We start from the raw sequence: 26,279 nt of genomic DNA on the forward strand, positions 1-26,279 counted from the left end.
GGTTCGGTGACCGGGGAGACGCGGGAAGGGTGCGGGGCTACGCGCCCGCCGCCTTCGCCGCGATGTCGGTGCGGTGCTGCGAGCCGTCGAGGCCGATGCGGGCGACCGCCCGGTAGGCACGGTCGCGGGCCTCGGTGAGGTCGGTGCCGGTGGCCGTGACGGACAGGACCCGGCCCCCGGCGCTGACGACGGCGTCGCCCTCGGCGCGGGTGCCGGCGTGCAGCACGTAGGCGTGCGGGGCGTCCTGGGCGGCCACCTCGTCGAGGCCGGTGATCGGGTCGCCGGTGCGCGGGGTGCCGGGGTAGTTGTGCGAGGCGACGACCACGGTGACGGCCGCCTCGTCGCTCCAGCGCAGGGGCTCCAGGTCGGCCAGGTTGCCGGTGGCGGCGGCCATCAGCAGCCCGGCGAGCGGGGTCTTCAGCCGGGCCAGCACGACCTGGGTCTCGGGGTCGCCGAAGCGGGCGTTGAACTCGATCACGCGCACACCGCGCGAGGTGATCGCGAGCCCGGCGTACAGCAGCCCGGAGAACGGGGTGCCGCGCCGGCGCATCTCGTCGACGGTCGGCTGGAGCACGCTCTGCACCACCTCGTCGACCAGCTTCGGGTCGGCCCAGGGCAGCGGCGAGTACGCACCCATGCCGCCGGTGTTCGGACCCTCGTCGCCGTCGAGGGCGCGCTTGAAGTCCTGGGCGGGCTGGAGCGGGCGGACGTTCTCGCCGTCGGTGACGGCGAAGAGGGAGACCTCGGGTCCGTCCAGGAACTCCTCGACGACGACGCGGTCGCAGGCGTTCGCGTGCGCGCGGGCCGCCTCGACGTCGCCGGTGACGACGACGCCCTTGCCGGCGGCCAGCCCGTCGTCCTTGACGACGTAGGGCGCCCCGAAGGCGGCGAGGGCCGCGTCGACCTCGGCGGGGTTGGTGCAGACGTAGGAGCGGGCGGTGGGCACGCCCGCGCCGGCCATGACGTCCTTGGCGAAGGCCTTGGAGCCCTCCAGCCGGGCCGCCTCCCCCGAGGGGCCGAAGACCGGGATGCCCGCCTCGCGGACGGCGTCGGCGACCCCGGCGACCAGGGGCGCCTCGGGTCCGACGACGACCAGCTCGGCGCCGAGCCGGGTGGCCAGCGCGGTGACGGCCGCGCCGTCGAGGGCGTCGACCTGGTGCAGTTCGGCGACCTCGGCGATACCGGCGTTGCCGGGTGCGCAGTGCAGCGCGGTGACGTCGGGGTCGAGGGACAGGGAACGGCACAGGGCGTGTTCGCGGGCGCCGCCGCCGATGACAAGGACCTTCACGGGGTGAAGCCTAATGGGAGCGGGCCGGTGCGGTTTGTGCGGGCTTCCGAAGGGACGGCAGGCAGGGACTCGTACCTTCCTCCAGGCCCGGCGGAAGACCGACGGTGGAAGACCGATAGCGGAAGACCGACGGCGGAAGGGCGGGAGGCTATTCGTTCGTGATCTCCTCGACCACCGTCGCGCCCAGTTCGCGGACCAGCAGCTCCTTGCCGGAAAGAGCCGACTCGTCGAGGTCCGGGTCGTCGTCCTCGGGGATGTCGTCCTCGGGGGAGACCGGGGGCGGCTCGGGTGCCGAGGGCCGGGGGGCGGGAGCGGGCGCCGGGGCCGACGCGGGGGCCTGAGGTGGCGCGGCGGGCGTGGCCGCGGACGCCGACGGCCGCTGGGCGGGCGCGCCCCCGCCGAAGCCGCCACCGCCACCGGAGCCCCCGCCGCCGAAGCCGCCGCCCCCGGATCCCCCGGATCCGCCGAAGCCGCCGGAGGGCCCGGAAGGACCGCCGGCGGGCGGGGGTGCCGCGCCGCCGCCGGACGGGTCGACGACCGCGTCGATCTTCCACTGCACGTTGAACTGCTCGGCCAGGGCCTGCCGCAGCACGTCCTCGCTGCCGCTGCTCACGAAGTTGTCGCGGGCGCCGGCGTTGACGAAGCCGAGCTGGAGGGAGGTGCCGTCGAAGCCGGTCACCTGGGCGTTCTGGCTGAGCAGGATCCAGGTGAACCGGCGGCGGTTCTTGACCGCTTCCAGGATGTTGGGCCAGAGCGAACGGGGGTCGACCCCGGAAGCACCCGGCGGCGGAGAGACGGGCGCGGGGGCGGCCGCCGCGGGCGCCGGCGCCTGGGCCGGAGCCGCGGCGGGGCCGGAGGCGGGAGCAGCGGGGGTCCGGGGCTGTCCACCGCCCGCCGGTGCCGCCGTGGGCCACCCACCGGGGCGGCGCCCGCCACCCGCGGGGGCCGCGGTCGGCCAGGCACCGGGCGCGGGCGCCGGGGCGGGCGCGGGGGCAGGAGGGGGAGCGGCGGCAGGTGAAGGTGTCGCAGGTGAAGGTGCGGCAGGCGCGGGAGTGGCGTCTGCGGACGAGGGCGCGGCCTGCGGGTGTCCGCCACCGGTCGGGGGCCCACCCGCATCGGAGGCAGGACCGGTCCCAGCACCGGCACCGGCACCGGCAGCCGCGTCGGCGGAAGGGCCACCGCCCGGTGCGCCCGTCGGGGCCCCGGCGCCCTGCCCCCGTACCGCCGCACGGGCCGCGGCGGGCCCGCCGCCCGGCGGAAGCGGAGCCGCGGCGGGCACCGCGGCCCCCGCACCGGCGTGCGCCTCGGGCCCAGGCACGTACCCCATGGCGGGAGCGCCCGCACCGGCCGAGAACTGCACCCCGCGCTCGATCCGGTCCAGCCGGGCCATCACCGACCGCTCGTCGCCGTACGCGGCGGGCAGCATCACGCGCGCGCAGATCAGCTCCAACTGGAGGCGCGGCGAGTGGGCGCCGCGCATCTCGGTGAGCCCCTCGTTGACGATGTCGGCGGCGCGGCTCAGCTCGGCGGCGCCGAAGGACCGGGCCTGCTCCTGCATCCGCTCCACGACGTCGACGGGGGCGTCGATGAGCCCCTTCTCCGCCGCGTCGGGCACGGCGGCGAGGATCACCAGGTCACGCAGGCGCTCCAGCAGGTCGGTGACGAAGCGACGCGGGTCGTTGCCCCCCTCGATCACCCGGTCCACGACCCCGAAGGCGGCGGAGCCGTCCCCGGAGACGAAGGACTCGACGACGGAGTCGAGCAGCGAGCCGTCCGTGTAGCCGAGCAGGGCGGTGGTCATGTCGTACGTCACACCGTCGGCACCGGCGCCCGCGAGGAGCTGGTCCATGACGGACATGGAGTCACGCACCGACCCCGCCCCGGCCCGCACGACGAGCGGGAGCACACCCTCCTCGATCGCGATCCCCTCCCGGCCGCACACCTCGGCGAGGTAGTCGCGCAGGGTGCCGGGCGGCACGAGCCGGAACGGATAGTGGTGGGTCCGCGACCGGATGGTCCCGATGACCTTCTCGGGCTCGGTGGTCGCGAAGATGAACTTCAGGTGCTCCGGGGGCTCCTCGACGACCTTCAGCAGGGCGTTGAAGCCCTGCGGGGAGACCATGTGGGCCTCGTCGATGATGTAGATCTTGTACCGGCTGGAAGCGGGCCCGAAGAAGGCCTTTTCCCGCAGGTCACGGGCGTCGTCCACGCCGCCGTGCGAGGCGGCGTCGATCTCGATGACGTCGATCGAGCCCGGCCCGTTCCGCGCGAGGTCGCGGCAGGACTGGCACTCGCCGCACGGGGTCGGCGTGGGGCCCTGCTCGCAGTTCAGACAGCGGGCCAGGATCCGGGCGCTGGTCGTCTTGCCGCAGCCGCGCGGACCGCTGAACAGGTACGCGTGATTGACCCGGTTGTTCCGCAGCGCCTGCTGCAGCGGGTCGGTGACATGCCCCTGCCCGATGACCTCGGCGAAGGACTCCGGGCGGTAACGGCGGTAGAGCGCGAGAGACGACACGCATACGAGGTTATAGGCGCCCACCGACAACCGGACCGCCCGCAAAGGAGACGCCCCCCACGCACCCGCCAGAGCCGACCTACCCTTGCTGCCTTCCGGCCCTGGGGGAGTTCAGTCAGATAGCGCCGCGTGAGGGGCTGAGCCACACGTTACCCGATGTGGGGGCCTCAGAACGAGTTCGCAAGCACTCCCCGGCGTCATGTAATGTTCTCGGCGGAGGATTCGCCTAGAGGCCTAGGGCGCACGCTTGGAAAGCGTGTTGGGGGCAACCCCTCACGAGTTCGAATCTCGTATCCTCCGCCAGTGCCTCACCGGGCACGATGTCGAAGGGCCCCACCGTTCGCGGTGGGGCCCTTCGACGGTTTCCGTCTCAGTCTCCGGCGGGGCGAAACGTGTCCTCGGGCACGTCATTTCCGGATCGACGGAACACGAAGCACCCTCGGCGGGTTCAGCGGCACAGGGCGGTGTCCACCGCTCGTTCGAGGCTCCGCCGGGCCGCCGCGCCGGTGAGCTGCGTGGTGACCGCGACACTGGCGGCGCGGCCGTCGTCGGTGGCACCGCTCCGCGTCTCGTACCCGGGGAAACTGCCACCGTGGCCCCAGGAGAGGCCGCCGCACGGCAGCGGCCTGCTGGCAAGTCCCAGGCCATAGCGGGCGCCCGGGCCGAAGGTCGCTTCGGCCGGGACGGTGGTGCGCATCTGGGCGAGCTGGGTCGAGGGCAGGAGGCGGCCGGTGAGGAGCGCGGTGAGGAAGCGGTTGAGATCGGAGTTGGTGGAGATCATCTGGCCTGCCGCCCAGCCCCAGGACGGGTCGATCTCCGTGACGTCGCGCAGCGGCGTCTTTGCCGATTCCCGGTAGTAGCCGTGAGGGTGAGGCTCTCGGATGCCCGCGTCACGGGGAGCGGGGAAGTAGGTGTGGCGCAACCCGACGCGTTTGATGATGCGCCGGTCGATCTCGTCGGCGAGTGAGTGGCCGGTGATCTTCTGGACGATCAGGCCGGCGAGCACGTAGTTGGTGTTGCTGTACTTCCAGCTCTTCCCGGGGGCGAATTCGGCCGGGTGCCGGAGGGCTGTGGCGAGCAGTTCACTGGGGGCGTAGTACCGCACGTCGTCCCCGAGATGGCTGCTGTACTCCGGAAGTCCGCTGGTGTGCTGGAGGAGCTGCCGGAGGGTGATGCGACGCCCGTCGATACCCTCACCGCGTACGAGGCCGGGCAGGTAGGTGTCGACCGAGTCGTCAAGGCTTGCCCTCCGCTCCGCGACGAGCTGGAGAACGACGACCGCGACGAAGGTCTTGGTGTTGCTGCCGATCCGCACCTGCCCGTCGACGGGTACCGGTGCACCGGTGGCGAGGTCGCCGACCCCCACGGTGTAGGTCCGGCCAGGGCCTTCACGGCCCTTGACGCTCGCCAGCGCGCCGGGCGTCCCGCTGTCGCGCACCAGGGCGTTCAGGCTCCGCTGCACGGCGTCCGGCCTGGCGTCCGAGGCGGCGGGCTGGGCCGGGATCCCCAGCGCCAGGGCGCCGATCGCCACCGCCACCGCCACCGCGGCGGGCAGGACTCGTCGCCATGTGCCGTTCCGCCGGCTCTCCGGGCGGAACTCTCGCCGTTTCTGTCCACGCATGGGTCAGCTCCTCAGGAATCGTTGGATCGTCGTTAGGGCCTGCGGTTGCGTGACTCAGCCGCACAGGGCCTTGTCCACGGCGTCCTTCACGTGCTGTGCGGCCGCCTCGTCCGTCGGGATGCTGGTGACCGCCACGTTGGCGGCGCGGCCGTCGTCGGTGACACCGCCCCGCGTCTCGTATCCCGCGATGTCACCGCCGTGGCCCCAGTAGACGCCGCCGCAGGACAGTGGCCTGCTGGTGAGCCCCAGCCCGTAGCGGAGGCCGGAGGTCCCGGCGGGAACCGTCGTGCGCATCTCGGCAAGCTGTTCCGCCGGGAGGAGGCGGCCGGCGAGGAGCGCGGTGAAGAAGCGGTTGAGATCGGAGTTGGTGGAGATCAACTGGCCCGCGGCCCAACCTGCCGAGGGGTCCATCTCCGTGAAGTCGCGCAGCGGTCCGTCCGCCGGGCTGCGGTGGTACCCGTGCGGGTGCCGCTCACGGATGGTCATCTCGCCGGGAGCGGGGAAGTACGTGTGGCGCAGCCCGAGGCGCTTGATGATGCGCCGGTCCATCTCCTCGGCGAGTGGACGGCCGGTGACCTTCTGGACGATCAGGCCGGCCAGGATGTAGTTGGTGTTGCTGTACCCCCACTTCTCCCCCGGATCCGCGTCGGCCTTGTGCTCGAGGGCGAGGTCGAGCAGTTCGCGGGGCAGGAAGTACCGGTTCCTGATCTCGGCGTCGTCGAGGTGGATGCCGTACTCCGGGAGTCCGCTGGTGTGCTGGAGGAGCTGGCGGACGGTGATGCGGCGCCCGTCGATGCCCTCTCCGCGTACGAGGCCGGGCAGGTAGGTGTCGACGGAGGCGTCGAGGTCGACTTCCCCCTCGCCGACGAGCTGAAGGACCACGACCGCGGTGAACGACTTGGTGTTGCTGCCGATTCTCACCTGCCCGTCCCTGGGCACCTTCGACCCGGTGGCCAGTTCGCCGACTCCGGCGGTGTAGGTGCGGGTACGGCCGTTCCGGTCCTTGACGCTCGCCAGTGCGGCAGGCATCGCGTCGTCGCGCACCAGCGTGTTCAGGGCCCGCTGCACGGCGTCCGGCCCGGCGTCCGAGCCGGAAGCGGAGCTGGAAGCGGAGCTGGAGGGCGGAGCGAGAATGCCCGCTGTCATGACGCCGACGCCGACGGCGGCCACGGCCGCGGCCGCCATGGCCCGTCGCCGTCGGCCCGACTGGCGCCGGATCGAGAAGCGCAAGCTCTGCCGTGTCTGAGCACGCATAAGTCGTCTCCCGGAGGATCGTGTGGTCGGGACACGAATCCTGGCTCGCGGGGCCCTTCGACCACATCGCGGAAAGGCAGGAGAAGTCGCTCCCCCGATCGAGGGAGGCCGCCGGCGGGCCATCCGTCGATACTGACGACCATGATCAGGGGATTTCGACTGTTGCTGCGTGGCTCCACGTACTCAGGTGTGCTGTTCGCATACTGCGGCGCGTTGGCGAGCCTTCCACTCCTGCCGTTCGCCCTGCTTCCGGCGCTGTCGTGGCAATCCGCCCCCGAGAGCGTGCAGGTCGTCCTGGTCCTGCTGGTCTGGACGGCGCTGGTCGGCCTGGTCGGCCTGGCACGCCCTGTACGGCGAGCACTGGTCGTGTCCGCCCGCGGACTGCTGCGGGTGACGCTGCCGAATCCGGTGGCCGGCCGCCGCGCCTCCGGTTCACCCGGTCTCGACCGCTGGCGGACGCCGCTCTGGCTGGTCCTGCACGTGGCCGTCGGGTGGACGGGGGCGCTGGCGAGCGGTGTGCTGTTCATCATGGGCCTCTCCCTGCCGGCGAACTGGCTCGGCGGCGAGGCGCGGGCGGGCCTGTTCGGCACGTCGGTCCAGCTGTCGGGCGGGTGGAGCTGGGTGGCGGCTGCGGTGTGCCTGTTCCTGGCGGTCGCCGTCTGCGTACTGGTGACGAAGGCCCTGCGCTGGTCGGCACCACGGCTGCTGGGGCCGTCGGCGGCCGAACGGCTCGCGCTGGCTGCGGAGCGGGAACTGTTGCTGGCCGAACGCAACCGGATCGCCCACGAGTTGCACGACTCGATCGGGCACACGCTGACGGCGACCACCATCCAGGCGGCGGTGGCCGGCGAGATGCTCTCCGCCGACCCTGCTGCGGCACGGGCAGCCATGCGCAGCATCGAGGACTCGACGAGGGCAGCGCTGGAGGACCTGGACTACGCGCTCGGAGCGTTGCGAGAGGAACAGTCGGGAGCGGCACCGACCCGTACTCTGGCCGACCTTCCCGAGCTGCTGGAACGCCTGCGGCACACGGGGGCGGTGGTGGAACCGGAGCTTTCGGGTGAACTGGCCCGGGTGCAAGGGACGCTCTCCCGGGCGGCGTACAGGATCCTCCAGGAGGGACTGACGAACGCGCTGCGCCACGGGGCGGGCGGCCCTGTCGAGGTCCGGGTGGCGGCCGGACCGGACGGTCTGGATCTCGTGGTGGTCAACCGGACCGGAGCACGGACGGGGCCGGGCCCGGGCCCCTTCTCGACGTCCGGCCACGGCCTGCCCGGACTGGCCGAGCGCGTCAGGCTGCTGAACGGTGAGTTCCGGTCCGGCCCGGACGGGACGGGGCACTGGCGGCTCGCCGTCCGGCTGCCGGTACGGACGTCGGCGTGAGTGGATCCGGCGCGGACGGGGACACGGCCCTCCCCGCGGAAGCCGGCCCCGCCGTTACCCTCTTGATCGCGGACGACGACGAGGTGACCCGAAGCGGCCTGGGCATGCTGCTCGGCGCGCAGCCGGGGATCACGGTGGTCGGCGAGGCCGCCGACGGCGTCGAGGCGGTCGACCGGGCGCGGAGTCTGCGGCCGGACGTGGTCCTCATGGACGTCCGGATGCCCCGTCTCAACGGGATTGACGCCACCCGCCGACTGCTCGCCGGAGCGGCCGACCCGCCGAAGGTCGTGGTGATCACCACCTTCGAGAACGACGGCTACGTCACCGCCGCCCTCAGCGCGGGCGCCAGCGGCTTCGTCCTCAAACGCCTCCCGGTCCGCCGGATCGCCGAAGCGGTTCGGGTGGTGGCGGCCGGTGAAGCGGTGCTCTTCCCGGCCGCGCTGGGCCGCATGGTCGCCGCCCGCCCGATGGGCTCCGCAGAGGCCCTGCCGCAAGCCGCCCTGACCGGCCGGGAGGAGGAGGTCCTGCGTCTGATGGCTGTCGGGCTCTCCAATCCGGAGATCGCGGAGTCCCTCAGGGTGAGCCTGGAGACGATCAAGACCCACGTCGGAAACGTGCTGACCAAGCTCGGCGCGCAGAACAGGACCCACGCGGTGGTGATCGCCTACGAGTCCGGCCTGGTCGTCCCGCGCTTCGCCGAATGACCGGCTGCTTGGCGCCGATGTCGCAGAGGTGAGGTCGGGTGAGGTCGGCCTTGCTCGTCGGCGTCCCGTGTCCTCCGCCCGAGTGCGAGGTGCGTCAGCTCGGCCGGTCGTCTGCGGGGCGTTCCGCCAGTGTCTTGATCCGCAGCAGTCGGGTCTCCCAGGAGCGGCCGATGCGCTCGAGTTCGCGGGCCAGTGCGCCGAGGCGGGCGCCGACGGCGACGTGGACGACCTCGCGGCCCCGCCGCTCGGACTCGACCAGGCCGACCTCGCGCAGCACCTCCAGGTGCTTGACGATCGCCTGCCGGCTCACCGGCAGCACCCTGGCCAGCTCGGATGCCGACACCGGGGCCTCGCCGAGCCGGGCGAGTATCTCCCAGCGCGTCGGGTCGCCGAGCGCCGCGCACACGGCGGGCAGCGCGGGGGCGGTCACCGGTGCCCCGTGGCGGGCGTGGCCTGCTCCGCGTACGCCTTCGCCGCGGCCAGTTCGGTGATCCAGCCCTTGTCGTTGCCCTCGCGCTGCTCGAGCCAGGTCGCCGGGTCGTCGGCGAGGCCGGAGAACCCGCTCTCCACCACCCGCAGGGTCACCCCGCCACCGTCCCGCTCGTCGATCCAGAACTCGACCAGGGTCGAAGGGGCGGACTCGTCGCGGAAGGGGGTGCCGATCCACCGGAACGCCGCGTAGCGCGGCCTGTCCAGCTCCACCGTCCGGAACCGGAACTCGCCGAGGGACGGATGGCGCACCACCGCCGTGTCGCCCTCGTACCGCACCTCCTGGTCCGCCTCGACCGCGCCGTCGTTGACGTACCAGCCGGGCCGGGCCACCAGCTCCCACACCCGGTCGGCCGGGGCGTCGATGTCGATCTGCCGGGCGATCCGGTCGAGCTCGGCCGCCTCTGTCACGGAATGTGCCGACTTGTTCATGACTCGTCCCTTTCTCCGTACTGCTGGGTGCTGCTCCGCATCGATCGGTACTGCAATTAAACGGTTGCACATCGAGCCATGATTAGCAACCCGGAGGTTGCACTTCATGCCCCCGCGTTGCTCCATCGAGGCGGACTCTCGTGTCGTCATGCCGTGCTGTCACCCGGTTGAGCCACCCAGGGGCCGCTTCGCGGGTATGGAACGGATTGGTCTGTTCCGTTTCCAGTGAAGGAGGGCCGGTGGCCGAACGCATTGTTCATCGACGCGGTTATCGAAAGGGCCTCGGCGGTGAGATGTGCGCCGAGTTCCTGGGGACGTTCGTCCTGATCCTGTTCGGCGTGGGATCGGTGGCCGTCGCGGTCGCCGGACTGCCGGGCTCGGGTCGGCAGACCGCGGACTTCGGGCCCGCCAACTGGCTCATCATCTCGTGGGGATGGGGCCTGGCCGTCGTGTTCGGCGTCTACGTGGCCGGCGGCATCAGCGGGGCGCACCTCAACCCCGCGGTAACCCTCGGGTTCGCGGTACGGCGGGACTTCCCGTGGCGGAAGGTCCTGCCCTACTGGCTCGCCCAGGTCGTGGGCGCCTTCGTCGCCGCCGCGCTCGTGTACGCCTGCTACCGGTGGGCGATCGACGCGGCCATCGCCAAGGCGGGCGAGACACGGGAGACGTCCCTGAACACGTACTCGATCTTCGCGACGTTCCCCGCGGAGTACTTCGGAGACTCCTGGTGGGGCCCCCTGCTCGACCAGATCGTGGGTACCGGGATCCTGCTCCTGCTGATCTGCGCGCTCATCGACACCCGCAACACGGCTCCGATGTCCAACCTGCACCCGTACCTGATCGGGCTCGTCGTCGTCGCGATCGGCCTCACCTTCGGCACCAACGCCGGATACGCGATCAATCCGGCCCGCGACTTCGGCCCGCGCCTGTTCACCTTCTTCGAAGGATGGGGCGACATCGCCCTGCCCGGCACCTTCCAGTGGTTCAGCGGCTACTGGTGGATCCCCATCGTCGGCCCGCTGATCGGCGGGGTCGTCGGGGTCCTGGTGTACGACCTGCTCATCAGCCCGGTACTGAAGGCCAGGCTGACCGCGCGCGAGGAGGGACCGGCCACCGAGGAGCCCTCCTGACCGAGGAGCCCGGGCGGTCCGGACGTGCCCGGCGGTCTAGCGGTCGGCGATGTCCTCGCGGAGTCCGTCGGAGAACTCCCACCACGACAGCGGAAGCCAGTCACCGTTGACGAAGGCGTCGACGGTGGCGCCGCGGCCGCGGACGGTCACCGTCGTGCCGGGCGGGTAGGTGGTGCCGGACAGGCCCGGCACGGGAACCAGCAGAGTTCCCAGTCGTTGCGCTGACACCCTCTGGCCTCCTTTCGCGGTGTGCGGCGGGCGTCTCGTTCGCCCGAGATTCCCGAGATTACCGACTTGCCCCCTCTCGTCGACCGGAGAACCATGAGAGATGGGTCACGGAAATCCGCGCGGACGGAGGTCACGACCATGAAGGCTGTCGTCTACAAAGGACCGTTCTCTGTCGCGGTCGAAGACGTCGAGAAGCCGGACATCCAGCATCCGAACGACGTGATCGTGCGCGTCACGTCGACCGCGATCTGCGGCTCGGACCTGCACATGTACGAGGGGCGCACCGCCGCCGAGCCCGGCATCGTCTTCGGTCACGAGAACATGGGGATCGTCGATCAGGTCGGGCAGGGCGTCACGGGACTGAAGAAGGGCGACCGCGTGGTCATGCCCTTCAACGTCGCCTGCGGCTTCTGCACCAACTGCGCCGCCGGGTACACGGGTTACTGCACGACCGTCAATCCCGGCTTCGCGGGCGGCGCGTACGGCTATGTGTCCATGGGGCCCTGGCAGGGCGGCCAGGCCGAGTACCTGCGCGTCCCGTACGCCGACTTCAACTGCCTGAAGCTGCCCGAGGGCGACGCGCACGAGACCGACTTCATCCTGCTCGCCGACATCTTCCCGACCGGCTACCACGGCTGTGAACTCGCCGGTGTGCGTCCCGGCGAGAGCGTCGCGGTGTACGGGGCGGGTCCCGTCGGGCTCATGGCGGCCTACTCGGCGCTGCTGCGCGGCGCGAAGAAGGTGTTCGTCGTCGACCGCGTCCCGGAGCGGCTGCGGAAGGCCGAGGAGATCGGGGCGGTGCCCGTCGACTTCTCCGCGGGCGACCCGGTCGAGCAGATCAAGGAGCAGACCGAGGGCGCCGGCACGGACAAGGGCGTGGACGCCGTCGGCTACCAGGCGACGGCGGGCGGGACCGGCAAGGAGGAACCGGCGACCGTCCTGAACTCGCTGGTCAACACGGTCCGGCCGACCGGAGCCCTGGGCGTCCCCGGGCTCTACGTCCCGGCCGACCCGGGCGGTCCGGACGAGCAGGCCAAGCAGGGCATGCTCCTCGTCGCGATCGGCAAGCTCTTCGAGAAGGGCCTGCGGGTGGGGACGGGTCAGTGCAATGTGAAGCGCTACAACCGCCAGCTGCGCGACATGATCATCGAGGGCAGGGCGGAGCCGAGCTTCGTCGTCTCCCACGAACTGCCCCTGGACCAGGCTCCGTCCGGCTACGACAAGTTCGACAAGCGGATCGAGGGATACACGAAGGTGGTCCTGCACCCCTAGCCGCGCGGAAGCGGGCGCGGACGCAGGCGCGGACGCAGGCGCAGCCGGAACCACAGCGCCGCGCACACCGCCAGGGGGACGGCGACCAGAGGCACCGTCCCCCACGGGATGCCGGTCCACACCGCTGACAGGCCCACCGCGAAGCTCACGCCGACGAGGCCGAAGAGCAACCACCTGCCGTACGGCTCCCAGGTCAGCGGTTCGTGGTCCAGCGGCCTGACCAGGCGCACCACGCCGAACACGAGGCACTGCGCGGCGAGGAGCCCGGCGAGCACACCGGCGGCGGCGTTCATCTGGAGTTCGTCGCGGGGCGCCTCCAAGGTGTCCTGTCGCACCCCGTCCTTGCCAAGCTCCATGATCTCGCCGCGCCAGGCGGTGGCCGTGACCCGGTCGCCGGGCCCGAGCCGCTCCAGGAGCGGTCCCGAGCCGTCGAGGTGCACGGTCCGGCGCCACGAGTCCCGGTACGTCAGGGTCGCGTCGTGCACGGACTCCTTGCCGGCGGTTCTGTTCTCCGTCTTCTGCACGGTGAGGTGCCAGGTGCTCAGGCAGTCCGTGTCCCCCCGGCTCAGCGCGCCGGAGGAGCAGGGCTCGGCTGCTCGGTAGTCCTGGTAGCGCTCGCCGTCGGAGGGAAGCCACCGGGCGAACGTGAGCCAGCATGCTGCCGCCGAGGCCAGGGCCAGCAGGATCAGCAGCACCCCTGTGCGCCGTGCCCGGCCAGGCGACCGCCCGTCCGTGAACCGCGCTTTGGCCCACGCCCGTGGCGCCGTCGTCTCCCGTGGTGCCGTCGCCCTCGACGGAGAGGGTCTGCGGCTGCTGTGTCCCGGCAATCCGTCCGTCGTCGTCTACCGCTCCACCCGTATCCGCCGGGTCTCGCTCACCTGGTCGATCTCCGACACCCGGACCGTCGCCCTCATCGTCCAGGTGCCCGGGAGCGGCAGGGTGACGGTGTTGGCGCTCCAGTAGCCGCCCCGGTCGACCAGGTCCGCCTCGATGGGGCCGACGTCCTTGTCGGGGAGGGTGAAGGAGAGGCGCAGTTCGGGTACGGCGGCCAGGCTGCCGTCGGGGCCGAAGACGACGGCCTGGACGGCGTTGTCGCCGGTGCGGCCGGGGTCCAGGGTGATCTGGACCGTGCCGCGGCCCGAGGCGCCGATCTCGAACGGGATCGTGGTGACCGACGCGGGCAGCACCCCGCCCGCCGGTACGGCCGCCCGCGCCGCCTCGTCCGCCGCCCGGCCGGGCACGGTGGCGGTGAGCACGGTGGTGACCCCCAGCACGACGGCGGCGACGACGGCCTCGACGAGGACGGACCGGTACAGGCCGCGCCGGAGGGCGGGCTCGGTCCCGGTGCCGGTGCCGGTGCCGACGTCCGGCGGGCGCGGCGGGCGCGGTGGCTCCGGGGGTGGGCCGCCTGCCGGTTGCGGTACCCGCTCGTGCGCGCGGTCGGGCTCGCGTACGGCGGCAGGCTCCGTCACCAGCGCCGCCGTCCACCTCCGGGACACCGCCGCCGCGGCCAGCAGCACGGCCACCAGGAGCACCTTGGCCAGCAGCAGCCTGCCGTACGTCGACCCGGTGAGCGCCTGCCAGGAGCCGAGGCCGCGCCAGGACTGGTAGACGCCGGTGGTCACCAGGACGGTCACGGAGGCGAAGGCGACGCGGGAGAAGCGGGCGACGGTGGCGGCGTCCGCGGTGGCGCGCAGGGTGACGATCAGGGCGGTGAGGCCGCCCAGCCAGACCGCGGTGGCGAGCAGGTGCAAGGTGAAGGACGTCATCGCGAGGGGCACCTGGATACCGGCGGAGGCGTGTTCCGCGGCCGCCCAGGTCAGGGCGAGGCCGACCGCCAGGGCGATACCCACCGCGCCGGCGAGAGGGGTGCGCTCCCCCCGCCGGTCCGCGCGGGATGCCCGGACGAGGAAGAGCGCGACCGGGGCCAGCAGCGCCAGCCTGATCAGCAGCAGCACGCCGGGGCGCGCGGTGAGGGTGCCGGCGAGCGCGTCGGCGTCCAGGGCCGACGACGGGCCCGTACCCGCCTCGTACGGGGCGCGCAGCATCAGCAGGGCGACGGTGGCCGCCAGCAGGGTCCACCAGCCCGCCACCAGCGGGCGGCGCAACGGGGCCGGGTCCAGCGGGCGGCACAGGGCGACGAAGGCGGCGGTGCCGATGAGCAGGGCGGCGGCGAGGTAGGCGAGGTAGCGGGCGAGTTTGTGCAGGCCCGCGGTCAGCGGATCCTCGGTGGGGCCCGTGTCCACGGGTGCGGACGTCTGCGACGGCTTGCCCACGGAGAAGGTGAAGGCGCCCGACACCGGGTGGCTGTCGGCGGACACCACCCGCCAGGCCACGGTGTACGTGCCCTCCCCCAGTCCGTCCGGCAGCGCGACCCTGGCCGTGTCGGACCGGCCGTCCGCGTGCCCGGCCGCTCCGGTGCGGACGCGGTGACCGCCCGGGTCCAGGACGCGGAAGGAGTCGTCGCGCAGGCCGACGGACTCGCTGAAGGTCAGGGTGACGTGTCCGGGGGCCCGCTGGAGGACCGTTCCGTCGGCGGGGTCGGTGGAACCGAGGGCGGCGTGCGCGGACGCCGGTCCGGCGCCACCGAGGAGGAGCAGGACCAGCACGGCACCCAGCAGCACCAGCCGCCGGACTCCCCGGCCGGGCTGACTGGCCCGGCGGTCCCCGCAGCCCCGGTGGTCCCACCGTTGTGTCCGGTCGCGGCCTCCTCCGCGCCCCCGGTGTCCAGCGTGCGCATCGTCACCACGGCTCACGTCGTATCTCCGTCGTCGGGGCCCACTGCCTCGGGGATACGTACGGACGCGGAGGCCGTCCCGCTCAGCCGGTCGCCCGGCCGTTCCTCACCACGACGGGCGGGCCGTCACACCGCCGTCCACCACCAGGTCGTGGCCGGTCACCCAGGACGCCAGCCGGGAGGCCAGGAACACGCACGCGTCCCCCACGTCCTCCGGGCGGCCCAGCCGTCCCGTGGGCGCCGCCCGGCGCCACCGCCGTACGCCCTCCGGCCAGGCCTCGGCGAGGCCCTCCCGGTCGACGAGGCCGGGGGAGACGGAGTTCACCCGCACGCCCCACGGGCCGTACTCCAGCGCCGCCGACCGGGCGTGCATCACCACCGCCGCCTTCGAGGCGCTGTAGTGCGCGTGCCCGGGAGCGGGGGCGCCCGCCTCGATGGAGGCGATGTGGGTGATCGTGCCGCCGCCGTCCTGGGAGCGCATGACCCCGGCCGCGGCCTGCGTACACGCGAAGACGCCGGTGACGTTGGTGTCCACCACCTCCCGCCACTCCGCCGCCGTCATGCCGGGCAGGTCCCGCAGCGGCTGCACGCCCGCGTTGTTGACCAGCGCGTCGAGCCGTCCGCCGCCCCAGTCGGCGGCCTCCCCGACCAGGCGCCGGCAGGCGTCCTCGTCGGTGAGGTCGGCGCGCAGGACGGTGGCGCGTCCGCCGCGGTCGCGGATGCGTTCCGCCACCTCCCGCGCCGACTCCACCGCCGTACGGCAGTGCACCGCCACCGCCGCGCCCTCCTCGGCGAAGCGCAGGGCGATCCCCCGGCCGATGCCGCCGCCCGCGCCCGTGACCAGGGCGATCTGTCCGTCGAGGAGGTGTGTGGAGGCGGTGGAACGGGGCAACGGGGTCATGGGCGGCACAGTGACACGATCCGGGCCGCCTCGGCCGGGTAGCGCGCCGTGAGATCGGCGGCGGCGCCGTGCTCGTAGTCCCCGTAGGTGAAGCCGGGCGCCATCGTGCAGCCGAAGAGCGACCACGCGCCGTCCGCGGCCACCCGGCCGCCCATCCACGTGCCGGCGGGCACCGTGTACTGCACGTGCTGCCCGCCCAGGACGTCCGGTCCCAGCACGGCCCTGCGCGCGCTGCCGTCCGGGGCGAGGAGGAGCAGGTCGAGGGGGTCGCCGAGGTAGAAGTGCCAGACCTCGTCGGCGGGCAGGCGGTGCAGGGCGGAGAAGTCGCCCGGCCGGGCGGTGAGCAGGGCGACGATGGCGGTCCCGGCGGGGCGTCCGTCCGGGCGCTCGGGGCCCGCCCAGGTGCGCCGGAACAGTCCGCCCTCGCGCGGAATGGGTTCCAGTGCGTAGTGGGCGATCAGGTCCTCGGCGGTCGGTGTCGGCGCGGGAGTCACGCGCCGAACGCTACCTCCCGCCGCAGGAAAGCCAGTTGTGCCTTCTTCTCCGGCAGGTACACGTCCGGCAGGTCCACCTCGGGCAGGACCACCGCGGGGCCGGGGGTGAAGCCCTGCTTGAGGAAGCGGGCGATCGCCTTCTCGTTGGCCACGTCCGGGTCGACCACGATCCGCGTCCGGTCCAGGCCGAGCAGCACGTACGCCATGAGGGCGCCCGACAGCGCGGCGGTCCAGCCGGGGCGCGCCCCCTCGGTTCCGGCGGGGGCGAGGAGCAGGTGGACGCCGATGTCGCCCGGCTCGGCGGCGTAGCACTCGCTCACCCGGTCGGCCGCGGGATCGTAGGTCTGGAGCAGGGCGGCCGGCTCGCCGTCCTGCACGACCAGGAAGGCGTGGTGGGTGTCGAGGGTGTCCATGTGGGCGTACACGGCCGCGACCTGGTCGCGCGTCAGGTCGTTCATCCCCCAGAAGGCGGCCCGTTCCTCGCTGACCCAGCCGTGGACCACCGCGGCGTCCGCGGCGGGGTCCAGGGGGAGGACGCGGACGGTGCCGAAGCCGTCGAGGTGCTGCTCGTGGACCGGGGTGCGGGAGGCGTACGGGGTCGCGGGTGCGTCAGTCATCGGATTCCTTCGTGAGCCGGTCGAAGTCGGTGACCACCGGGGCGAGTTCCCCGCCGAGCCACAGGGGCTGCTGGTCGCGGTGGTGGGGTGAGCCGGGCAGGCCCGAGGCGCCGTGCGGCACCACCCAGCGGCTGTTCGCGCGGTCGGCCAGGTCCCAGACGTACCGTGCGGCCGGGCCGCGTGCGGCGCGGTCGGTGAGGCCGGGGACGGGGGACGTGCACAGGACGCAGTCGTGGTCTCCGGAGAGGCCGGGTTCGTCCGTGGCGGTGCCGGTGTCCGGCAGCGCCCGCCAGGGGGCCAGCCGGTGGGTGTCGCCCCAGGTGCCGGGCGGCGGCGACGCGGCGACCTCCTCCAGGGCGGCGCGGACGGTCGCGGCGCGGTCGATGCCGTACAGGTCCTCCACGCGCAGCAGGTGTTCCAGGGCGTGGCCCAGGCGCGGCACGAGCGCGAGCCACGGCAGGAGCACCTCGGGGTACGCGGGCGACACGGACGCCGGGGCGAGGACCGGGTGCGCCGCCAGCCCGCGTACGACCGCTGCGCGCACGGCCGCGTACGCCGCCGCGTCGGTGCTGTCGGCGTCCATGCGCCGGTCCCAGGCGAGGAGGCGGTCGCGCAGGGCGGCGGCCTCGGGGGTGAGGGGGGTCGGGGTGGCCCCGAGGGGCGCGGAAGTCGGTGCGGCTTCGGAAGTCGGTGCGGCTTCGGAGGCCGGCGCGGCTTCGGAGGCCGGCGCGGCTTCGGAGGCCGGTGCGGCTTCGGCGGGCAGGGTCGCGAGGTGGTTCAGGAGCGGGGCCGCCGAGCCCAGGTGGGTGTCCGTGTGGATCGCGGGCATGTCCGCCGCCGACCAGTGCTCCTTGGCCGCGAGCAGGGCGGTGATGCGGTCGGCGCGGTGCGGCGGGGCGAACTCGACGCCCAGGGGCGTGGCCGGGCCGCGCTGGTTGGCCATCACGGCTACGCCGTCGGTGAGGCCGGCGCGGGGCGGGGTGTGCCAGCCGGTCCACTCGTGGCCGGGCTCCCAGGCGGGGACCGGACGCAGGCCGTTCGCGGCGGGGCGCACGGGGACGCGGCCCGCGACCCGGTGCAGCAGGCCGCCCTCCGTGTCGGCGGCCTGCACCACGTTGACCGGCTCGGCCCACGCATCCAGGGCGCGGTCCACGTCGGCGACCCGGCGGGCCCGCAGCAGCGGCAGCAGGGCGCCGAAGCCGAGGTCGGCGGTGACGCGGGGCGGGTAGCGCAGGCTGAGGGCGGCCGGGGTGCCGTCGTCGAGGCCCTCGGGGCCGCCGGCGATCACCGGGCCGCGGTCGGTCTCGATGATCTCCACCTCCACCGTGTCCTCCCCGGCGACGCGGATCGTCTCCGTGTGGCGGGCGGCGCGGTGCCAGGTGCCGTCGGGGCCGAGCGCCTCGACGCCCGCCCCGGTGCGGCGCAGGCGTTCGCGGTACAGGTCCTGGTAGTCGGCCATCGCGTTGGTGATGGCCCAGGCGACCGTGCCGGTGTGGCCGAAGTGGGCGACGCCGGGGACGCCGGGCACGGCGAGGCCGACGACGTCGAACTCCGGACAGGACAGGTGGATCTGCTGGTAGACGCCGGGGTCCTCGATGAAGCGGTGCGGGTCGCCCGCGATGAGCGCGTGCCCGGTGGTGGTCCGCTCGCCGCTCACCAGCCAGCCGTTGCTGCCCGCGGTGCCGGGGCCGTCGGCGGCGAACAGGGCGACGGCTTCCGGGCCGAGGTGCGTGGAGACGTGCTCGCGCCAGAGTTTGGCGGGGAAGCCCGCGAAGAGGATGTGCGTGGCGAGCCAGACGCCGAGCGGGGTCCAGGGGTCCCAGCGGCCCGGGGTGAGGCCGGTGCGGGCGAACTCGGGGGCCCGGGCCGGGTTCGGGTGCTCGGTCTCGGTCTCGGTGAGCCCCTCGTTGACGCCGTCCGCATACGCCCGTACCCAGGCCGCCGTCTCCGGGTCCTTTTGCTCCAGGGCGGTGAAGCAGCGGCGGGCGGTGTCCGCGAGGCGGGCGCGGCGGGCGAGGCGGTCCCAGGACAGGGCCTCGGGGCCGAGGAAGGACGCGGAGGTGCCCTGGGCGCGGTGTCGCTCGACCTCCAGTTGCCAGGCGCGGTCGCGGGCGGTGACCCGGCCCTGGGCGCGGGCGAGTTCGTGCGGGGTGTCCGCGCGCAGGTGCGGGATTCCCCAGGCGTCGCGGTAGGTCTCGGCGCTCACCCCTGTGCCTCTACTTTCCTTTAGGTTAGGCTCACCTAAGTTATTGCTGTCGTGGCCGAATAGTACGTGAAGGGTGAAGGAAACATGGGGCAGGGGCGGGGCTGGGAGGGCGCGGTCCTCAAGCTGATGCGCGCGAAGGACTTCGAGTTCACCGTGACGGGCGTGGAGGACGTGACCCCGCACTACCGGCGGCTGCGCCTGCGCGACGGCGGCATGCTGGCGGTGACCGGGGTCCACCCCACGATGTGGGTGCGGCTGTGGTTCGACAACGCGGGCAAGCCGCATCAGCGGGGGTACACGCTGGTCGACCCGGATCCGGCGGCCGGGACGTTCGCCATGGAGTTCGCCCTGCACGAGGGGTGCGCCAGCGACTGGGCGCGGGCGGCGAAGCCGGGGGACACCATCGAGGCGACGGTCCAGGGCACCGGGTTCGAGGTGCCGCAGCCCCCTCCCTCGCGTGTCTTCGCGGTCGCGGACCCGGCGTCCCTGCCCGCGCTCAACTCCCTGCTCGACGCGGTGGGAACGGTGCCCGCGACCGTCTGGTTCGAGGGGGGCACGGACGACGGCCTGCCGTTTCGTACCGACTCCGGGCGGCACGAGGTCCGCGCGGTCCCGCGCCGTGACGCGGGTGCGGGTCTGGTGGCTCGGGTGAAGGAGGAGCTGCCGGAACTGCTGGCGGCGGCCTCGGAGCCGTACGTCTGGATCGCCTGCGACACGGCGACCACGCGGGCGCTGGCCTCGTACGCGCGCAAGGAGCTGGGCGTGCCCAAGCAGCGGGTGAACGCGCTGGGGTACTGGCGCGCGACCTGAGCCCGTACGCGCGATCATCGGAACCATGGACGTCACACTTCACCTCGCCCAGGACCCCGAGGCCGACGAACTCCTCGGGCGGAGCCCGCTCGCCGCGCTGGTCGGCATGCTGCTGGACCAGCAAGTGCCCATGGAGTGGGCGTTCAAGGGTCCCTCGACCATCGCCCGGCGCATGGGGGCGGAGGACCTCGACGCGCACGACATCGCGGCGTACGACCCCGAGGGGTTCGCCGCGCTGCTGTCCGACAAGCCGGCCGTCCATCGCTACCCCGGCTCGATGGCGGGGCGGGTGCAGCAGCTGTGCCGGTACCTCGTCGAGACGTACGACGGTGACGCCGAGGCCGTCTGGCGGGGCGTGAACACCGGGAAGGAGCTGCTGAAACGGCTCCAGGAACTGCCGGGGTTCGGCAAGCAGAAGGCCCAGATCTTCCTGGCGCTGCTCGGCAAGCAGCTCGGCGTGCGTCCCGAGGGGTGGCGCGAGGCGGCGGGGGCGTACGGGGAGCCGGACTCCTTCCGGTCGGTCGCGGACATCAGGGGGCCGGAGTCCCTGACCAAGGTGCGCGCGCACAAGCAGGAGATGAAGGCGGCGGCCAAGGCGGCGAAGGCCTCCGGCAAGTAGCTGCGGCTGCGGCATGGTGGGGGTGCGCGTTGCGCCGTGGGTTCGGTGGGTGGGTCGGGGCCGCGCCGGGGGGTGTCCGTCCTCGGAACGGCGCGGAATCGGTCGGCCACAGAAGCGAACTCCGTTGACGCGCCAACCGCTGCGGGCGGACACCCCCCGACACGACCCCTTCTCGCCGTACGCGACCGCGGCCCGCCCTCGCCCCGTCCACACGCTCGCCGTACGCCGCCGCGGCCCGCCCTCGCTCCGCCCCCACACTCGCCGTAGGCGACCCGCGGCCCGCCCTCGCTCCGGGGCCCCTCCCCGCCGTACGCGGCTCCCCGCCCCAGCTGCCGCAGCTGCGGGCAGTCGTGCCGCTGGGGCGGCACGGGTGGGCGCAGCGGCACCCCGCTACGCCGGGTTGCGTCCCCCTCGCGCCCGCACCCACCCCGGGCACCGGGTGCAACGCCGGGCGCGCGACCCCCGGGTGCCGGTCAACGCCGGGTCGCATCAGCCCCGTGGCCCAGCCCGGCTGGCATCCGTGTCGCGCCTGCTCCCAGCATGGGGCATGACCGAACCACCTAGCGGGTCCCCCGGCGGGACGCCGTACGACGACCGCGGGGTGCACGCCCGGCACGGGACGACGCACGGCCCGGCCTCCGGACACCAAGAGCCCGAGCCGGCCTTCGAGGGGCCGTTGCACCTCCTGTCCCGCGCCGCCTGGCAGACCGTGCTGTTCACCGGCGTCGCCTCGCTGATCCTGGGCATCCTGGTCCTGGTCTGGCCCGGCGCCTCGCTCCTCGCCGCCGGCGTGCTCTTCGGCCTCTACCTCGTCATCAGCGGCGTCCTCCAGCTGGCCGCGGCCTTCGGTACGCACCGCAGGACCTCGCTGCGGGTACTGGCCTTCATCAGCGGCGCCGTGTCGATCCTGCTGGGTCTGTTCTGCTTCCGCGGACCCCTGCAGTCGGTGCTGCTGCTCGCGCTGTGGATCGGCATCGGCTGGCTGTTCCGCGGCGTCACCCAGATCGTGGCCGCCGCCCACGACCCGACGATGCCGGCGCGCGGCTGGCAGATCTTCCTCGGCGCCGTCACCGTGGTCGCCGGCATCGTCCTGATCGACTCGCCGGTCGAGTCGGCCACCGTCCTCATGCTGGTCGGCGGCTGGTGGCTGGTCGTCGTCGGCGTCGTCGAGATCGTGACGTCCGTACGGCTGCGCGGGCGGGCGCACCAGGTCCCCCGCGCCCTGTGAGCGGCGCCCCGCCTACGCCGAGCGGGCGGTTTCCGTCCCGGGCGCGATGGACGGCGTACGCCGGGCGGGGACACGAGTGAGGTGAGACCCGCACCGCACGCCGCCGTCCGCCGTGACGCCTGTCTGCGGTCCCTGGTCCTGTTGCTCGTGCTGCTCGTGCCCTGCACGCACGTGGCGGCACCGGCCACGCCGGTGGCCGCAGCGACCGGCACGGCGGGGGAGTACGACCATCTCGACACCGTCCTGAGGGTGCCGGGGCGAAGCGGGCGGCGGGTCGTTGTGGTTCGGCCGGTTCCGCCGGCCTTCGTGGCGGGGCGTCGGGCTCATCCCCGGTTCGACGCCCGTACCGAGCGGGCCGCCCTCCTCCCCCGCGGCCCGCGCTCCGTGGTTCTGCGCTGCTGACCGCGCCGGACCGGCCCGGCCGCCGGTCCCCCGCGCATCCGACACGCGAACCAGGAACGAGGAATCGACATGCCCAACGACCCCTACGCCGTCCTGCGCGCCCTCCTGCGCGCCGAGGCGGCCCGCCGTGCGCCCAGGCCCGGCACCGCGCCGCAGGCAGCCGGCGAACAGCAGCGGCCCGCGCGGGAACGGCGGCGCGGCTGAGGGAAGGCCGGGGCGGGGGGCGGTCACGCACCGTCTCCGCCGCCGGCCGAGGGCCCCGCGGTCGCCGAACTCGCGGACGCCTTGCCGATTGATCCGGTTTGCGGCGTCTTTTCCGGCGCCGCACTCCGGCGCCATGGCTGCGCCCGCAACGCCGGGGCCGGTAGGCTTTCCGTGTGATCTTCAAGCGCATCGGAAACGGCCGGCCGTACCCCGACCACGGCCGGGAAAGCACCCGGCAGTGGGCGGACGTCGCGCCGCGCCCGGTCCGCCTCGATCAGCTCGTGACGACCAAGGGCCAGCTCGACCTGGAAACGCTCCTGGCCGAGGACTCCACCTTCTACGGCGACCTCTTCGCACACGTCGTGAAGTGGCAGGGCGATCTGTATCTGGAGGACGGTCTGCACCGGGCGGTGCGGGCCGCGCTGCAGCAGCGCCAGGTGCTGCACGCCCGGGTGCTCGAGCTCGGCTGACGACGTCGGCGGCGCTTTCGGTTGGCCCTTTCGGGTTGCCTTGCACCGAACCTCGGAACGTCGACTGATCATCTAATAGGCATCCCTGCTCCGGCGCACTACGCTGCGCCCATGAGCATGCTGACTCCTCCCGGCATGGGTGGCCAGTACAAGATCACGGGGGACAAGTACCCGCGGATGCGCCCGGCCCGGCGCCGTGGCCGGTTCGCGGCCGTCGCCGTCGCCTGCGTCACCGTTCTCGGAGTGCTGGGCTGGGGCACGCTGCAGCTCATCGACGTCTTCACCGGCGGCGACAAGGCCTCGGCGGCTGGTGCCGCGGGCTGTGTCACCACCGCGAGGGCGAGCGCCTCGCCGGCCGCCGTGGTGCTGCCGAAGCCCGGTCAGGTCACCGTCAACGTGCTCAACGCGACGACCCGCAGCGGCCTGGCGCAGAAGACCGCCGACGAGCTGAAGAAGCGCGGCTTCCGCGTGGGCGACGTGAGCAACGCGCCCAAGGAGTACGACAAGAAGGTCGCCGGCACGGGTCTGCTGCTCGGGCCGACCGCCTCCCTCAAGACGTCGCTCACCGTGCTCGGCACCCAGCTCCCCGGCGCCGAGCACCGCGCCGACGCGGCCCGCAAGGGCGCCGCCGTCGACCTCATCATCGGCAACGGCTTCAAGGGGCTGGCGAAGCCCGCGGACGCCGGCACGGCGCTGGCCGAGCTAGCCGCGCCGCGATCGACGCCCGCCGGGGAGAAGAAGGGCTGCTGAGCGGGGATATACATCGTCCCGGGCCAGGACTTCCCGGGCCAGGACTTCCCGGGCTGCTATTCGGCTGCTCCGTACATGCGGTCGCCCGCGTCGCCGAGGCCCGGGACGATGTAGCCCTGCTCGTTCAGACGCTCGTCGACCGAGGCCGTCACGACCGTCACGGGGGTGCCGGCCAGCTCGCGCTCCATGAGTTCGACGCCCTCGGGGGCGGCGAGCAGCACCACCGCCGTCACGTCGTCGGCGCCGCGCTTGATCAGCTCCCGGATGGACGCGACCAGAGTGCCGCCGGTGGCCAGCATGGGGTCCAGGACGTACACCTGGCGGCCGGACAGGTCGTCGGGCATGCGGGTGGCGTAGGTGGACGCCTGGAGCGTCTCCTCGTTGCGCACCATGCCGAGGAAGCCCACCTCGGCGGTCGGCAGCAGCCGGACCATGCCGTCGAGCATGCCGAGGCCGGCCCGCAGGATCGGCACCACCAGCGGGCGCGGGTGGGAGAGCTTGACGCCGGTGGTCCGGGAGACCGGCGTGTGGATGTCGACCTGTTCGGTGCGGACGTCCCGCGTGGCCTCGTAGGCGAGCAGGGTGACCAGCTCGTCGGCGAGACGGCGGAAGGTCGCGGAGTCGGTGCGCTGGTCGCGCAGCGTGGTGAGCTTGTGGGCGACCAGGGGGTGGTCGACGACGTGGAGACGCATGTCCACCACATTAACCGGGCCCCGTGGGGGCGGCGTCCCCGCGGCGGGCAAGGCCCGGGGCGGGGCTCCACTCGTTCGCGGGCGTCAAACCGCCCGGTCGGGGGAAGGTGGGAGGGACGGACGCTGGGTGGTGAGACTGTGCCTGACCGGGACTTCCACGACATGCCGTCCCCCGGCGCGGAGCGGGGTGCGGAAGGCGGGGCCGAGCCGAGTGCGGTGCCGCAGGGGGAGCATGAGCGGGAGCGCGAGGCCGAACGGCGTCGGCGCCGGGCCCAGTTCCTGCGTGATCTGGCGGAGGCCCGGCAGTTGCGGGACCGCGTGCAGCCGCGCCGAGCCAAGACCGCCCGGCTGCGACACGCGATGCGCATGCGCACCTTTCGCTGGTAGTTCCTCGGCGGCCCCTCCGCCCGGGAAACTTCCTGACCCGGCCGGGGAAGATCGTGCGCCGCGCCGACGTTGGTGGTGACGGACGTACGCGGGGACCGCGAGAATCCGCGTACGATCCGCACGTGGCGGCGACGAGGGCGCTGCTGGGCGGCTGCCCGGGTGCGCACCTTCCGGGACGCCGGTCAAAACAGCCGGACACAGGGCGCCGAAGACGTCCCCTGAGTGCCTTGTTTCTGCCACGATTCCGAGTGGGTGGGGCTCGGAGCACCGCTCCCCCGCCCGTAGCCTCCGCCGGGGGGATCCCCAACCGGCACCCCTAGGACCAGTGGGAGAGTCACGGTGTACTTCGCCGCACTGCTCGCGCGCACCGAAGACGGGTGGGAAGCGAGCGACACGGAGCTCGACGATGTGGAAACCCTGTCGGATCTTGCCGACCTGGCCCGGGAGGTCTCTCCCGACGAGGACACGGTGCTCGTGCTCATCGAGCAGGAGGACGCGTGGTTCGGAGTCGTCCGGGTGGACGGCGAGGAGGACCCCCGTATCTATGTGTCGGACGCCGCCGCGGCCGCCCGCAGCAGCTACGGCGAGATCCTGCTCACCGACGAGCTGCTCGGCCGGGAGCCGGGTGACGACGGCGACGACCTCGACGCCCTCGACCTCGACGGCACGGAGGACGGAGAGTCCGACGACGACGAGGACGAGGACGGCGGCGGCTCCGACGCGGCCGCCGGCTCGGGCGAGGCCGTGCCGCACGGACCGGTCGGCGACGCCGAGGTCCTCGACGACCTCGGTGTGAGCGAGAAGGAGCTGCGCTCGATGTCCGGGGACGCGGTCGGGGAGATCGCCGAGGCCCTGGGCGCGCTGGACGTACTGGAGACCGTCCGCTGACCGCGCCGGCCGAGGAGGATCCCGAGGGGGCACCGCCCGATCCGGTGCGCGACCGGTGGCGGGCCGCGATGCGGCTCGCCCTGGCCGAGGCCGGGCGGGCCGCGGCGGGCGGGGACGTGCCCGTCGGCGCCGTCGTGCTGGCACCGGACGGCCGCACCGTGCTCTCCGCCGGGCACAACGAACGCGAGGCCACCGGGGACTCGACGGCCCACGCCGAGGTCCTCGCGATCCGGCGGGCCGCGGGGGAGTTGGGCGAGTGGCGGCTGTCCGGGTGCACGCTCGTCGTCACTCTGGAGCCCTGCACGATGTGCGCGGGCGCGCTCGTCCAGTCCCGGGTGGACCGCGTGGTCTACGGCGCCCGCGACGACAAGGCGGGCGCGGCCGGGTCGCTGTGGGACGTGGTGCGCGACCGGCGCCTCAACCACCGTCCCGAGGTGATCGAGGGCGTGCTCGCGGACGACTGCGCCCGGCTGCTCACGGACTTCTTCCGCGACCGCTGACCCGGCGCCCGGACGGCCGTTCGTCGGCCGCAATACCGATTTCTGAGCATGGCGCTCC

General features: G+C 73.3%; 27 protein-coding genes, 1 tRNA gene and 1 other RNA gene. 14 read left to right on the forward strand and 15 right to left on the reverse strand.

Translation table 11 applies throughout. The features are described from left to right. Positions 1 to 37: 37 nt before the first annotated feature. The 3 genes from purD to ffs all read right to left on the reverse strand — a co-directional run bounded on the left by purD (position 38) and on the right by ffs (position 3,944). Entirely contained in the window at positions 38 to 1,288 is a 1,251-nt protein-coding gene (purD, locus tag ACZ7MF_RS26120) for a phosphoribosylamine--glycine ligase (RefSeq protein ID WP_471480214.1), read from the reverse strand. Positions 1,289 to 1,436: 148 nt separating this feature from the next. Continuing rightward, positions 1,437 to 3,803, reverse strand: coding sequence for a DNA polymerase III subunit gamma and tau (locus ACZ7MF_RS26125; RefSeq protein WP_471480216.1), 2,367 nt, complete (start codon positions 3,801 to 3,803; stop codon positions 1,437 to 1,439). A gap of 46 nt (positions 3,804 to 3,849) precedes the next feature. After that, positions 3,850 to 3,944, reverse strand: an RNA gene (gene ffs, locus ACZ7MF_RS26130) — signal recognition particle sRNA small type. Positions 3,945 to 4,018: 74 nt separating this feature from the next. Between ffs and ACZ7MF_RS26135 the strand changes: the two genes are divergently transcribed. Next, positions 4,019 to 4,106 (forward strand) — tRNA-Ser (locus ACZ7MF_RS26135). 145 nt (positions 4,107 to 4,251) lie between these two features. Here the strand turns inward: ACZ7MF_RS26135 and ACZ7MF_RS26140 are convergent. Together ACZ7MF_RS26140 and ACZ7MF_RS26145 are read right to left on the reverse strand one after the other, a co-directional pair. Then, positions 4,252 to 5,424, reverse strand: a complete 1,173-nt coding sequence (locus tag ACZ7MF_RS26140) for a serine hydrolase domain-containing protein (protein ID WP_471480218.1) — start codon at positions 5,422 to 5,424, stop codon at positions 4,252 to 4,254. A gap of 54 nt (positions 5,425 to 5,478) precedes the next feature. Next, positions 5,479 to 6,678 (reverse strand): serine hydrolase domain-containing protein, encoded by a 1,200-nt coding sequence (locus tag ACZ7MF_RS26145; protein ID WP_471480220.1) that lies wholly within the window; start codon positions 6,676 to 6,678, stop codon positions 5,479 to 5,481. Positions 6,679 to 6,891: 213 nt separating this feature from the next. Between ACZ7MF_RS26145 and ACZ7MF_RS26150 the strand changes: the two genes are divergently transcribed. Together ACZ7MF_RS26150 and ACZ7MF_RS26155 are read left to right on the forward strand one after the other, a co-directional pair. Continuing rightward, a complete protein-coding gene (locus tag ACZ7MF_RS26150; RefSeq protein ID WP_471480222.1) occupies positions 6,892 to 8,061 on the forward strand; it encodes a sensor histidine kinase in 1,170 nt (389 codons plus the stop codon). Continuing rightward, entirely contained in the window at positions 8,058 to 8,765 is a 708-nt protein-coding gene (locus ACZ7MF_RS26155) for a response regulator transcription factor (protein WP_471480224.1), read from the forward strand. The genes ACZ7MF_RS26150 and ACZ7MF_RS26155 overlap by 4 nt, the downstream gene beginning before the upstream one ends. Positions 8,766 to 8,859: 94 nt before the next feature. Here ACZ7MF_RS26155 and ACZ7MF_RS26160 read toward each other — a convergent pair whose 3' ends face one another. Continuing rightward, positions 8,860 to 9,195, reverse strand: a complete 336-nt coding sequence (locus ACZ7MF_RS26160) for an ArsR/SmtB family transcription factor (protein ID WP_471480226.1) — start codon at positions 9,193 to 9,195, stop codon at positions 8,860 to 8,862. Further along, complete coding sequence (locus tag ACZ7MF_RS26165) at positions 9,192 to 9,686, reverse strand: SRPBCC family protein (protein ID WP_471480228.1); 495 nt, start codon at positions 9,684 to 9,686, stop codon at positions 9,192 to 9,194. Before ACZ7MF_RS26165 ends, ACZ7MF_RS26160 begins: the two co-directional genes overlap by 4 nt. A gap of 293 nt (positions 9,687 to 9,979) precedes the next feature. Between ACZ7MF_RS26165 and ACZ7MF_RS26170 the strand changes: the two genes are divergently transcribed. Further along, positions 9,980 to 10,816 (forward strand): MIP/aquaporin family protein, encoded by an 837-nt coding sequence (locus ACZ7MF_RS26170; protein WP_471481187.1) that lies wholly within the window; start codon positions 9,980 to 9,982, stop codon positions 10,814 to 10,816. A 36-nt stretch (positions 10,817 to 10,852) separates the two neighbouring features. Here the strand turns inward: ACZ7MF_RS26170 and ACZ7MF_RS26175 are convergent, their stop codons facing one another. Beyond that, entirely contained in the window at positions 10,853 to 11,044 is a 192-nt protein-coding gene (locus tag ACZ7MF_RS26175) for a hypothetical protein (protein WP_030190387.1), read from the reverse strand. A 138-nt stretch (positions 11,045 to 11,182) separates the two neighbouring features. Between ACZ7MF_RS26175 and ACZ7MF_RS26180 the strand changes: the two genes are divergently transcribed. Next, positions 11,183 to 12,316, forward strand: coding sequence for a glutathione-independent formaldehyde dehydrogenase (locus tag ACZ7MF_RS26180; RefSeq protein WP_471480230.1), 1,134 nt, complete (start codon positions 11,183 to 11,185; stop codon positions 12,314 to 12,316). On the opposite strand, the gene ACZ7MF_RS26185 is transcribed toward ACZ7MF_RS26180, so the two are convergent. The 6 genes from ACZ7MF_RS26185 to ACZ7MF_RS26210 all read right to left on the reverse strand — a co-directional run bounded on the left by ACZ7MF_RS26185 (position 12,313) and on the right by ACZ7MF_RS26210 (position 19,271). Beyond that, complete coding sequence (locus ACZ7MF_RS26185) at positions 12,313 to 13,011, reverse strand: hypothetical protein (protein ID WP_471480232.1); 699 nt, start codon at positions 13,009 to 13,011, stop codon at positions 12,313 to 12,315. The two genes, ACZ7MF_RS26180 and ACZ7MF_RS26185, sit on opposite strands and share 4 nt — an antisense overlap. Positions 13,012 to 13,158: 147 nt before the next feature. Then, positions 13,159 to 14,940, reverse strand: coding sequence for a copper resistance CopC/CopD family protein (locus ACZ7MF_RS26190; protein ID WP_471480234.1), 1,782 nt, complete (start codon positions 14,938 to 14,940; stop codon positions 13,159 to 13,161). A gap of 219 nt (positions 14,941 to 15,159) precedes the next feature. Beyond that, on the reverse strand, positions 15,160 to 15,954 hold the full coding sequence (locus ACZ7MF_RS26195; protein WP_471480236.1) for an SDR family NAD(P)-dependent oxidoreductase: 795 nt from the start codon (positions 15,952 to 15,954) through the stop codon (positions 15,160 to 15,162). Then, positions 15,951 to 16,448, reverse strand: a complete 498-nt coding sequence (locus tag ACZ7MF_RS26200; protein WP_471480238.1) for a cupin domain-containing protein — start codon at positions 16,446 to 16,448, stop codon at positions 15,951 to 15,953. Before ACZ7MF_RS26200 ends, ACZ7MF_RS26195 begins: the two co-directional genes overlap by 4 nt. Continuing rightward, complete coding sequence (locus ACZ7MF_RS26205; protein WP_471480240.1) at positions 16,445 to 17,065, reverse strand: GNAT family N-acetyltransferase; 621 nt, start codon at positions 17,063 to 17,065, stop codon at positions 16,445 to 16,447. Before ACZ7MF_RS26205 ends, ACZ7MF_RS26200 begins: the two co-directional genes overlap by 4 nt. After that, positions 17,058 to 19,271: a penicillin acylase family protein gene (locus ACZ7MF_RS26210; RefSeq protein ID WP_471480242.1), complete on the reverse strand. Its 2,214-nt coding sequence runs from the start codon at positions 19,269 to 19,271 to the stop codon at positions 17,058 to 17,060. Before ACZ7MF_RS26210 ends, ACZ7MF_RS26205 begins: the two co-directional genes overlap by 8 nt. Positions 19,272 to 19,355: 84 nt before the next feature. Between ACZ7MF_RS26210 and ACZ7MF_RS26215 the strand changes: the two genes are divergently transcribed. From ACZ7MF_RS26215 to ACZ7MF_RS26240, 6 genes are all read left to right on the forward strand, one after another. Further along, entirely contained in the window at positions 19,356 to 20,081 is a 726-nt protein-coding gene (locus ACZ7MF_RS26215; protein WP_471480244.1) for a siderophore-interacting protein, read from the forward strand. Positions 20,082 to 20,106: 25 nt separating this feature from the next. Continuing rightward, positions 20,107 to 20,700, forward strand: a complete 594-nt coding sequence (locus ACZ7MF_RS26220; RefSeq protein WP_361015481.1) for an HhH-GPD-type base excision DNA repair protein — start codon at positions 20,107 to 20,109, stop codon at positions 20,698 to 20,700. Between the two features lie 547 nt (positions 20,701 to 21,247). Beyond that, complete coding sequence (locus tag ACZ7MF_RS26225; RefSeq protein WP_471480246.1) at positions 21,248 to 21,928, forward strand: HdeD family acid-resistance protein; 681 nt, start codon at positions 21,248 to 21,250, stop codon at positions 21,926 to 21,928. A gap of 471 nt (positions 21,929 to 22,399) precedes the next feature. Further along, the gene (locus tag ACZ7MF_RS26230; RefSeq protein WP_016326745.1) at positions 22,400 to 22,534 is read left to right on the forward strand and encodes a hypothetical protein; all 135 of its coding nucleotides are present in this window, start codon (positions 22,400 to 22,402) and stop codon (positions 22,532 to 22,534) included. Positions 22,535 to 22,707: 173 nt separating this feature from the next. After that, positions 22,708 to 23,004: a type II toxin-antitoxin system VapB family antitoxin gene (locus ACZ7MF_RS26235; protein WP_003955420.1), complete on the forward strand. Its 297-nt coding sequence runs from the start codon at positions 22,708 to 22,710 to the stop codon at positions 23,002 to 23,004. A 135-nt stretch (positions 23,005 to 23,139) separates the two neighbouring features. Next, positions 23,140 to 23,754, forward strand: coding sequence for a LytR C-terminal domain-containing protein (locus ACZ7MF_RS26240; protein ID WP_471481189.1), 615 nt, complete (start codon positions 23,140 to 23,142; stop codon positions 23,752 to 23,754). A gap of 56 nt (positions 23,755 to 23,810) precedes the next feature. Here ACZ7MF_RS26240 and upp read toward each other — a convergent pair whose 3' ends face one another. After that, a complete protein-coding gene (gene upp, locus ACZ7MF_RS26245; protein ID WP_003974921.1) occupies positions 23,811 to 24,446 on the reverse strand; it encodes a uracil phosphoribosyltransferase in 636 nt (211 codons plus the stop codon). 138 nt (positions 24,447 to 24,584) lie between these two features. On the opposite strand from upp, the gene ACZ7MF_RS26250 reads away from it, so the two are divergent. The 3 genes from ACZ7MF_RS26250 (at position 24,585) to tadA (ending at position 26,221) form a co-directional block, all read left to right on the forward strand. Then, the gene (locus ACZ7MF_RS26250; RefSeq protein ID WP_471480248.1) at positions 24,585 to 24,833 is read left to right on the forward strand and encodes a hypothetical protein; all 249 of its coding nucleotides are present in this window, start codon (positions 24,585 to 24,587) and stop codon (positions 24,831 to 24,833) included. A 339-nt stretch (positions 24,834 to 25,172) separates the two neighbouring features. After that, positions 25,173 to 25,721: a tRNA adenosine deaminase-associated protein gene (locus ACZ7MF_RS26255; protein ID WP_471480250.1), complete on the forward strand. Its 549-nt coding sequence runs from the start codon at positions 25,173 to 25,175 to the stop codon at positions 25,719 to 25,721. 68 nt (positions 25,722 to 25,789) lie between these two features. Further along, positions 25,790 to 26,221: a tRNA adenosine(34) deaminase TadA gene (gene tadA, locus ACZ7MF_RS26260; protein ID WP_471481190.1), complete on the forward strand. Its 432-nt coding sequence runs from the start codon at positions 25,790 to 25,792 to the stop codon at positions 26,219 to 26,221. The last annotated feature ends 58 nt before the right edge of the window (positions 26,222 to 26,279 follow it).

The sequence above is a fragment of the Streptomyces sp. NPDC111628 genome (assembly GCF_055635195.1).

What these genes read in the sequence shown, in the direction of transcription:
- ACZ7MF_RS26195 (WP_471480236.1), bottom strand. Translation starts at nt 15,954, where the DNA reads ATGACCCCGTTGCCCCGTTCCACCGCCTCCACACACCTCCTCGACGGA.
- tadA (WP_471481190.1), top strand. Translation starts at nt 25,790, where the DNA reads ATGCGGCTCGCCCTGGCCGAGGCCGGGCGGGCCGCGGCGGGCGGGGAC.
- ACZ7MF_RS26220 (WP_361015481.1), top strand. Translation starts at nt 20,107, where the DNA reads ATGGACGTCACACTTCACCTCGCCCAGGACCCCGAGGCCGACGAACTC.
- ACZ7MF_RS26240 (WP_471481189.1), top strand. Translation starts at nt 23,140, where the DNA reads ATGGGTGGCCAGTACAAGATCACGGGGGACAAGTACCCGCGGATGCGC.
- ACZ7MF_RS26180 (WP_471480230.1), top strand. Translation starts at nt 11,183, where the DNA reads ATGAAGGCTGTCGTCTACAAAGGACCGTTCTCTGTCGCGGTCGAAGAC.
- ACZ7MF_RS26165 (WP_471480228.1), bottom strand. Translation starts at nt 9,686, where the DNA reads ATGAACAAGTCGGCACATTCCGTGACAGAGGCGGCCGAGCTCGACCGG.
- ACZ7MF_RS26140 (WP_471480218.1), bottom strand. Translation starts at nt 5,424, where the DNA reads ATGCGTGGACAGAAACGGCGAGAGTTCCGCCCGGAGAGCCGGCGGAAC.
- upp (WP_003974921.1), bottom strand. Translation starts at nt 24,446, where the DNA reads ATGCGTCTCCACGTCGTCGACCACCCCCTGGTCGCCCACAAGCTCACC.
- ACZ7MF_RS26145 (WP_471480220.1), bottom strand. Translation starts at nt 6,678, where the DNA reads ATGCGTGCTCAGACACGGCAGAGCTTGCGCTTCTCGATCCGGCGCCAG.
- ACZ7MF_RS26215 (WP_471480244.1), top strand. Translation starts at nt 19,356, where the DNA reads ATGGGGCAGGGGCGGGGCTGGGAGGGCGCGGTCCTCAAGCTGATGCGC.
- ACZ7MF_RS26225 (WP_471480246.1), top strand. Translation starts at nt 21,248, where the DNA reads ATGACCGAACCACCTAGCGGGTCCCCCGGCGGGACGCCGTACGACGAC.
- ACZ7MF_RS26205 (WP_471480240.1), bottom strand. Translation starts at nt 17,065, where the DNA reads ATGACTGACGCACCCGCGACCCCGTACGCCTCCCGCACCCCGGTCCAC.
- ACZ7MF_RS26170 (WP_471481187.1), top strand. Translation starts at nt 9,980, where the DNA reads ATGTGCGCCGAGTTCCTGGGGACGTTCGTCCTGATCCTGTTCGGCGTG.
- ACZ7MF_RS26230 (WP_016326745.1), top strand. Translation starts at nt 22,400, where the DNA reads ATGCCCAACGACCCCTACGCCGTCCTGCGCGCCCTCCTGCGCGCCGAG.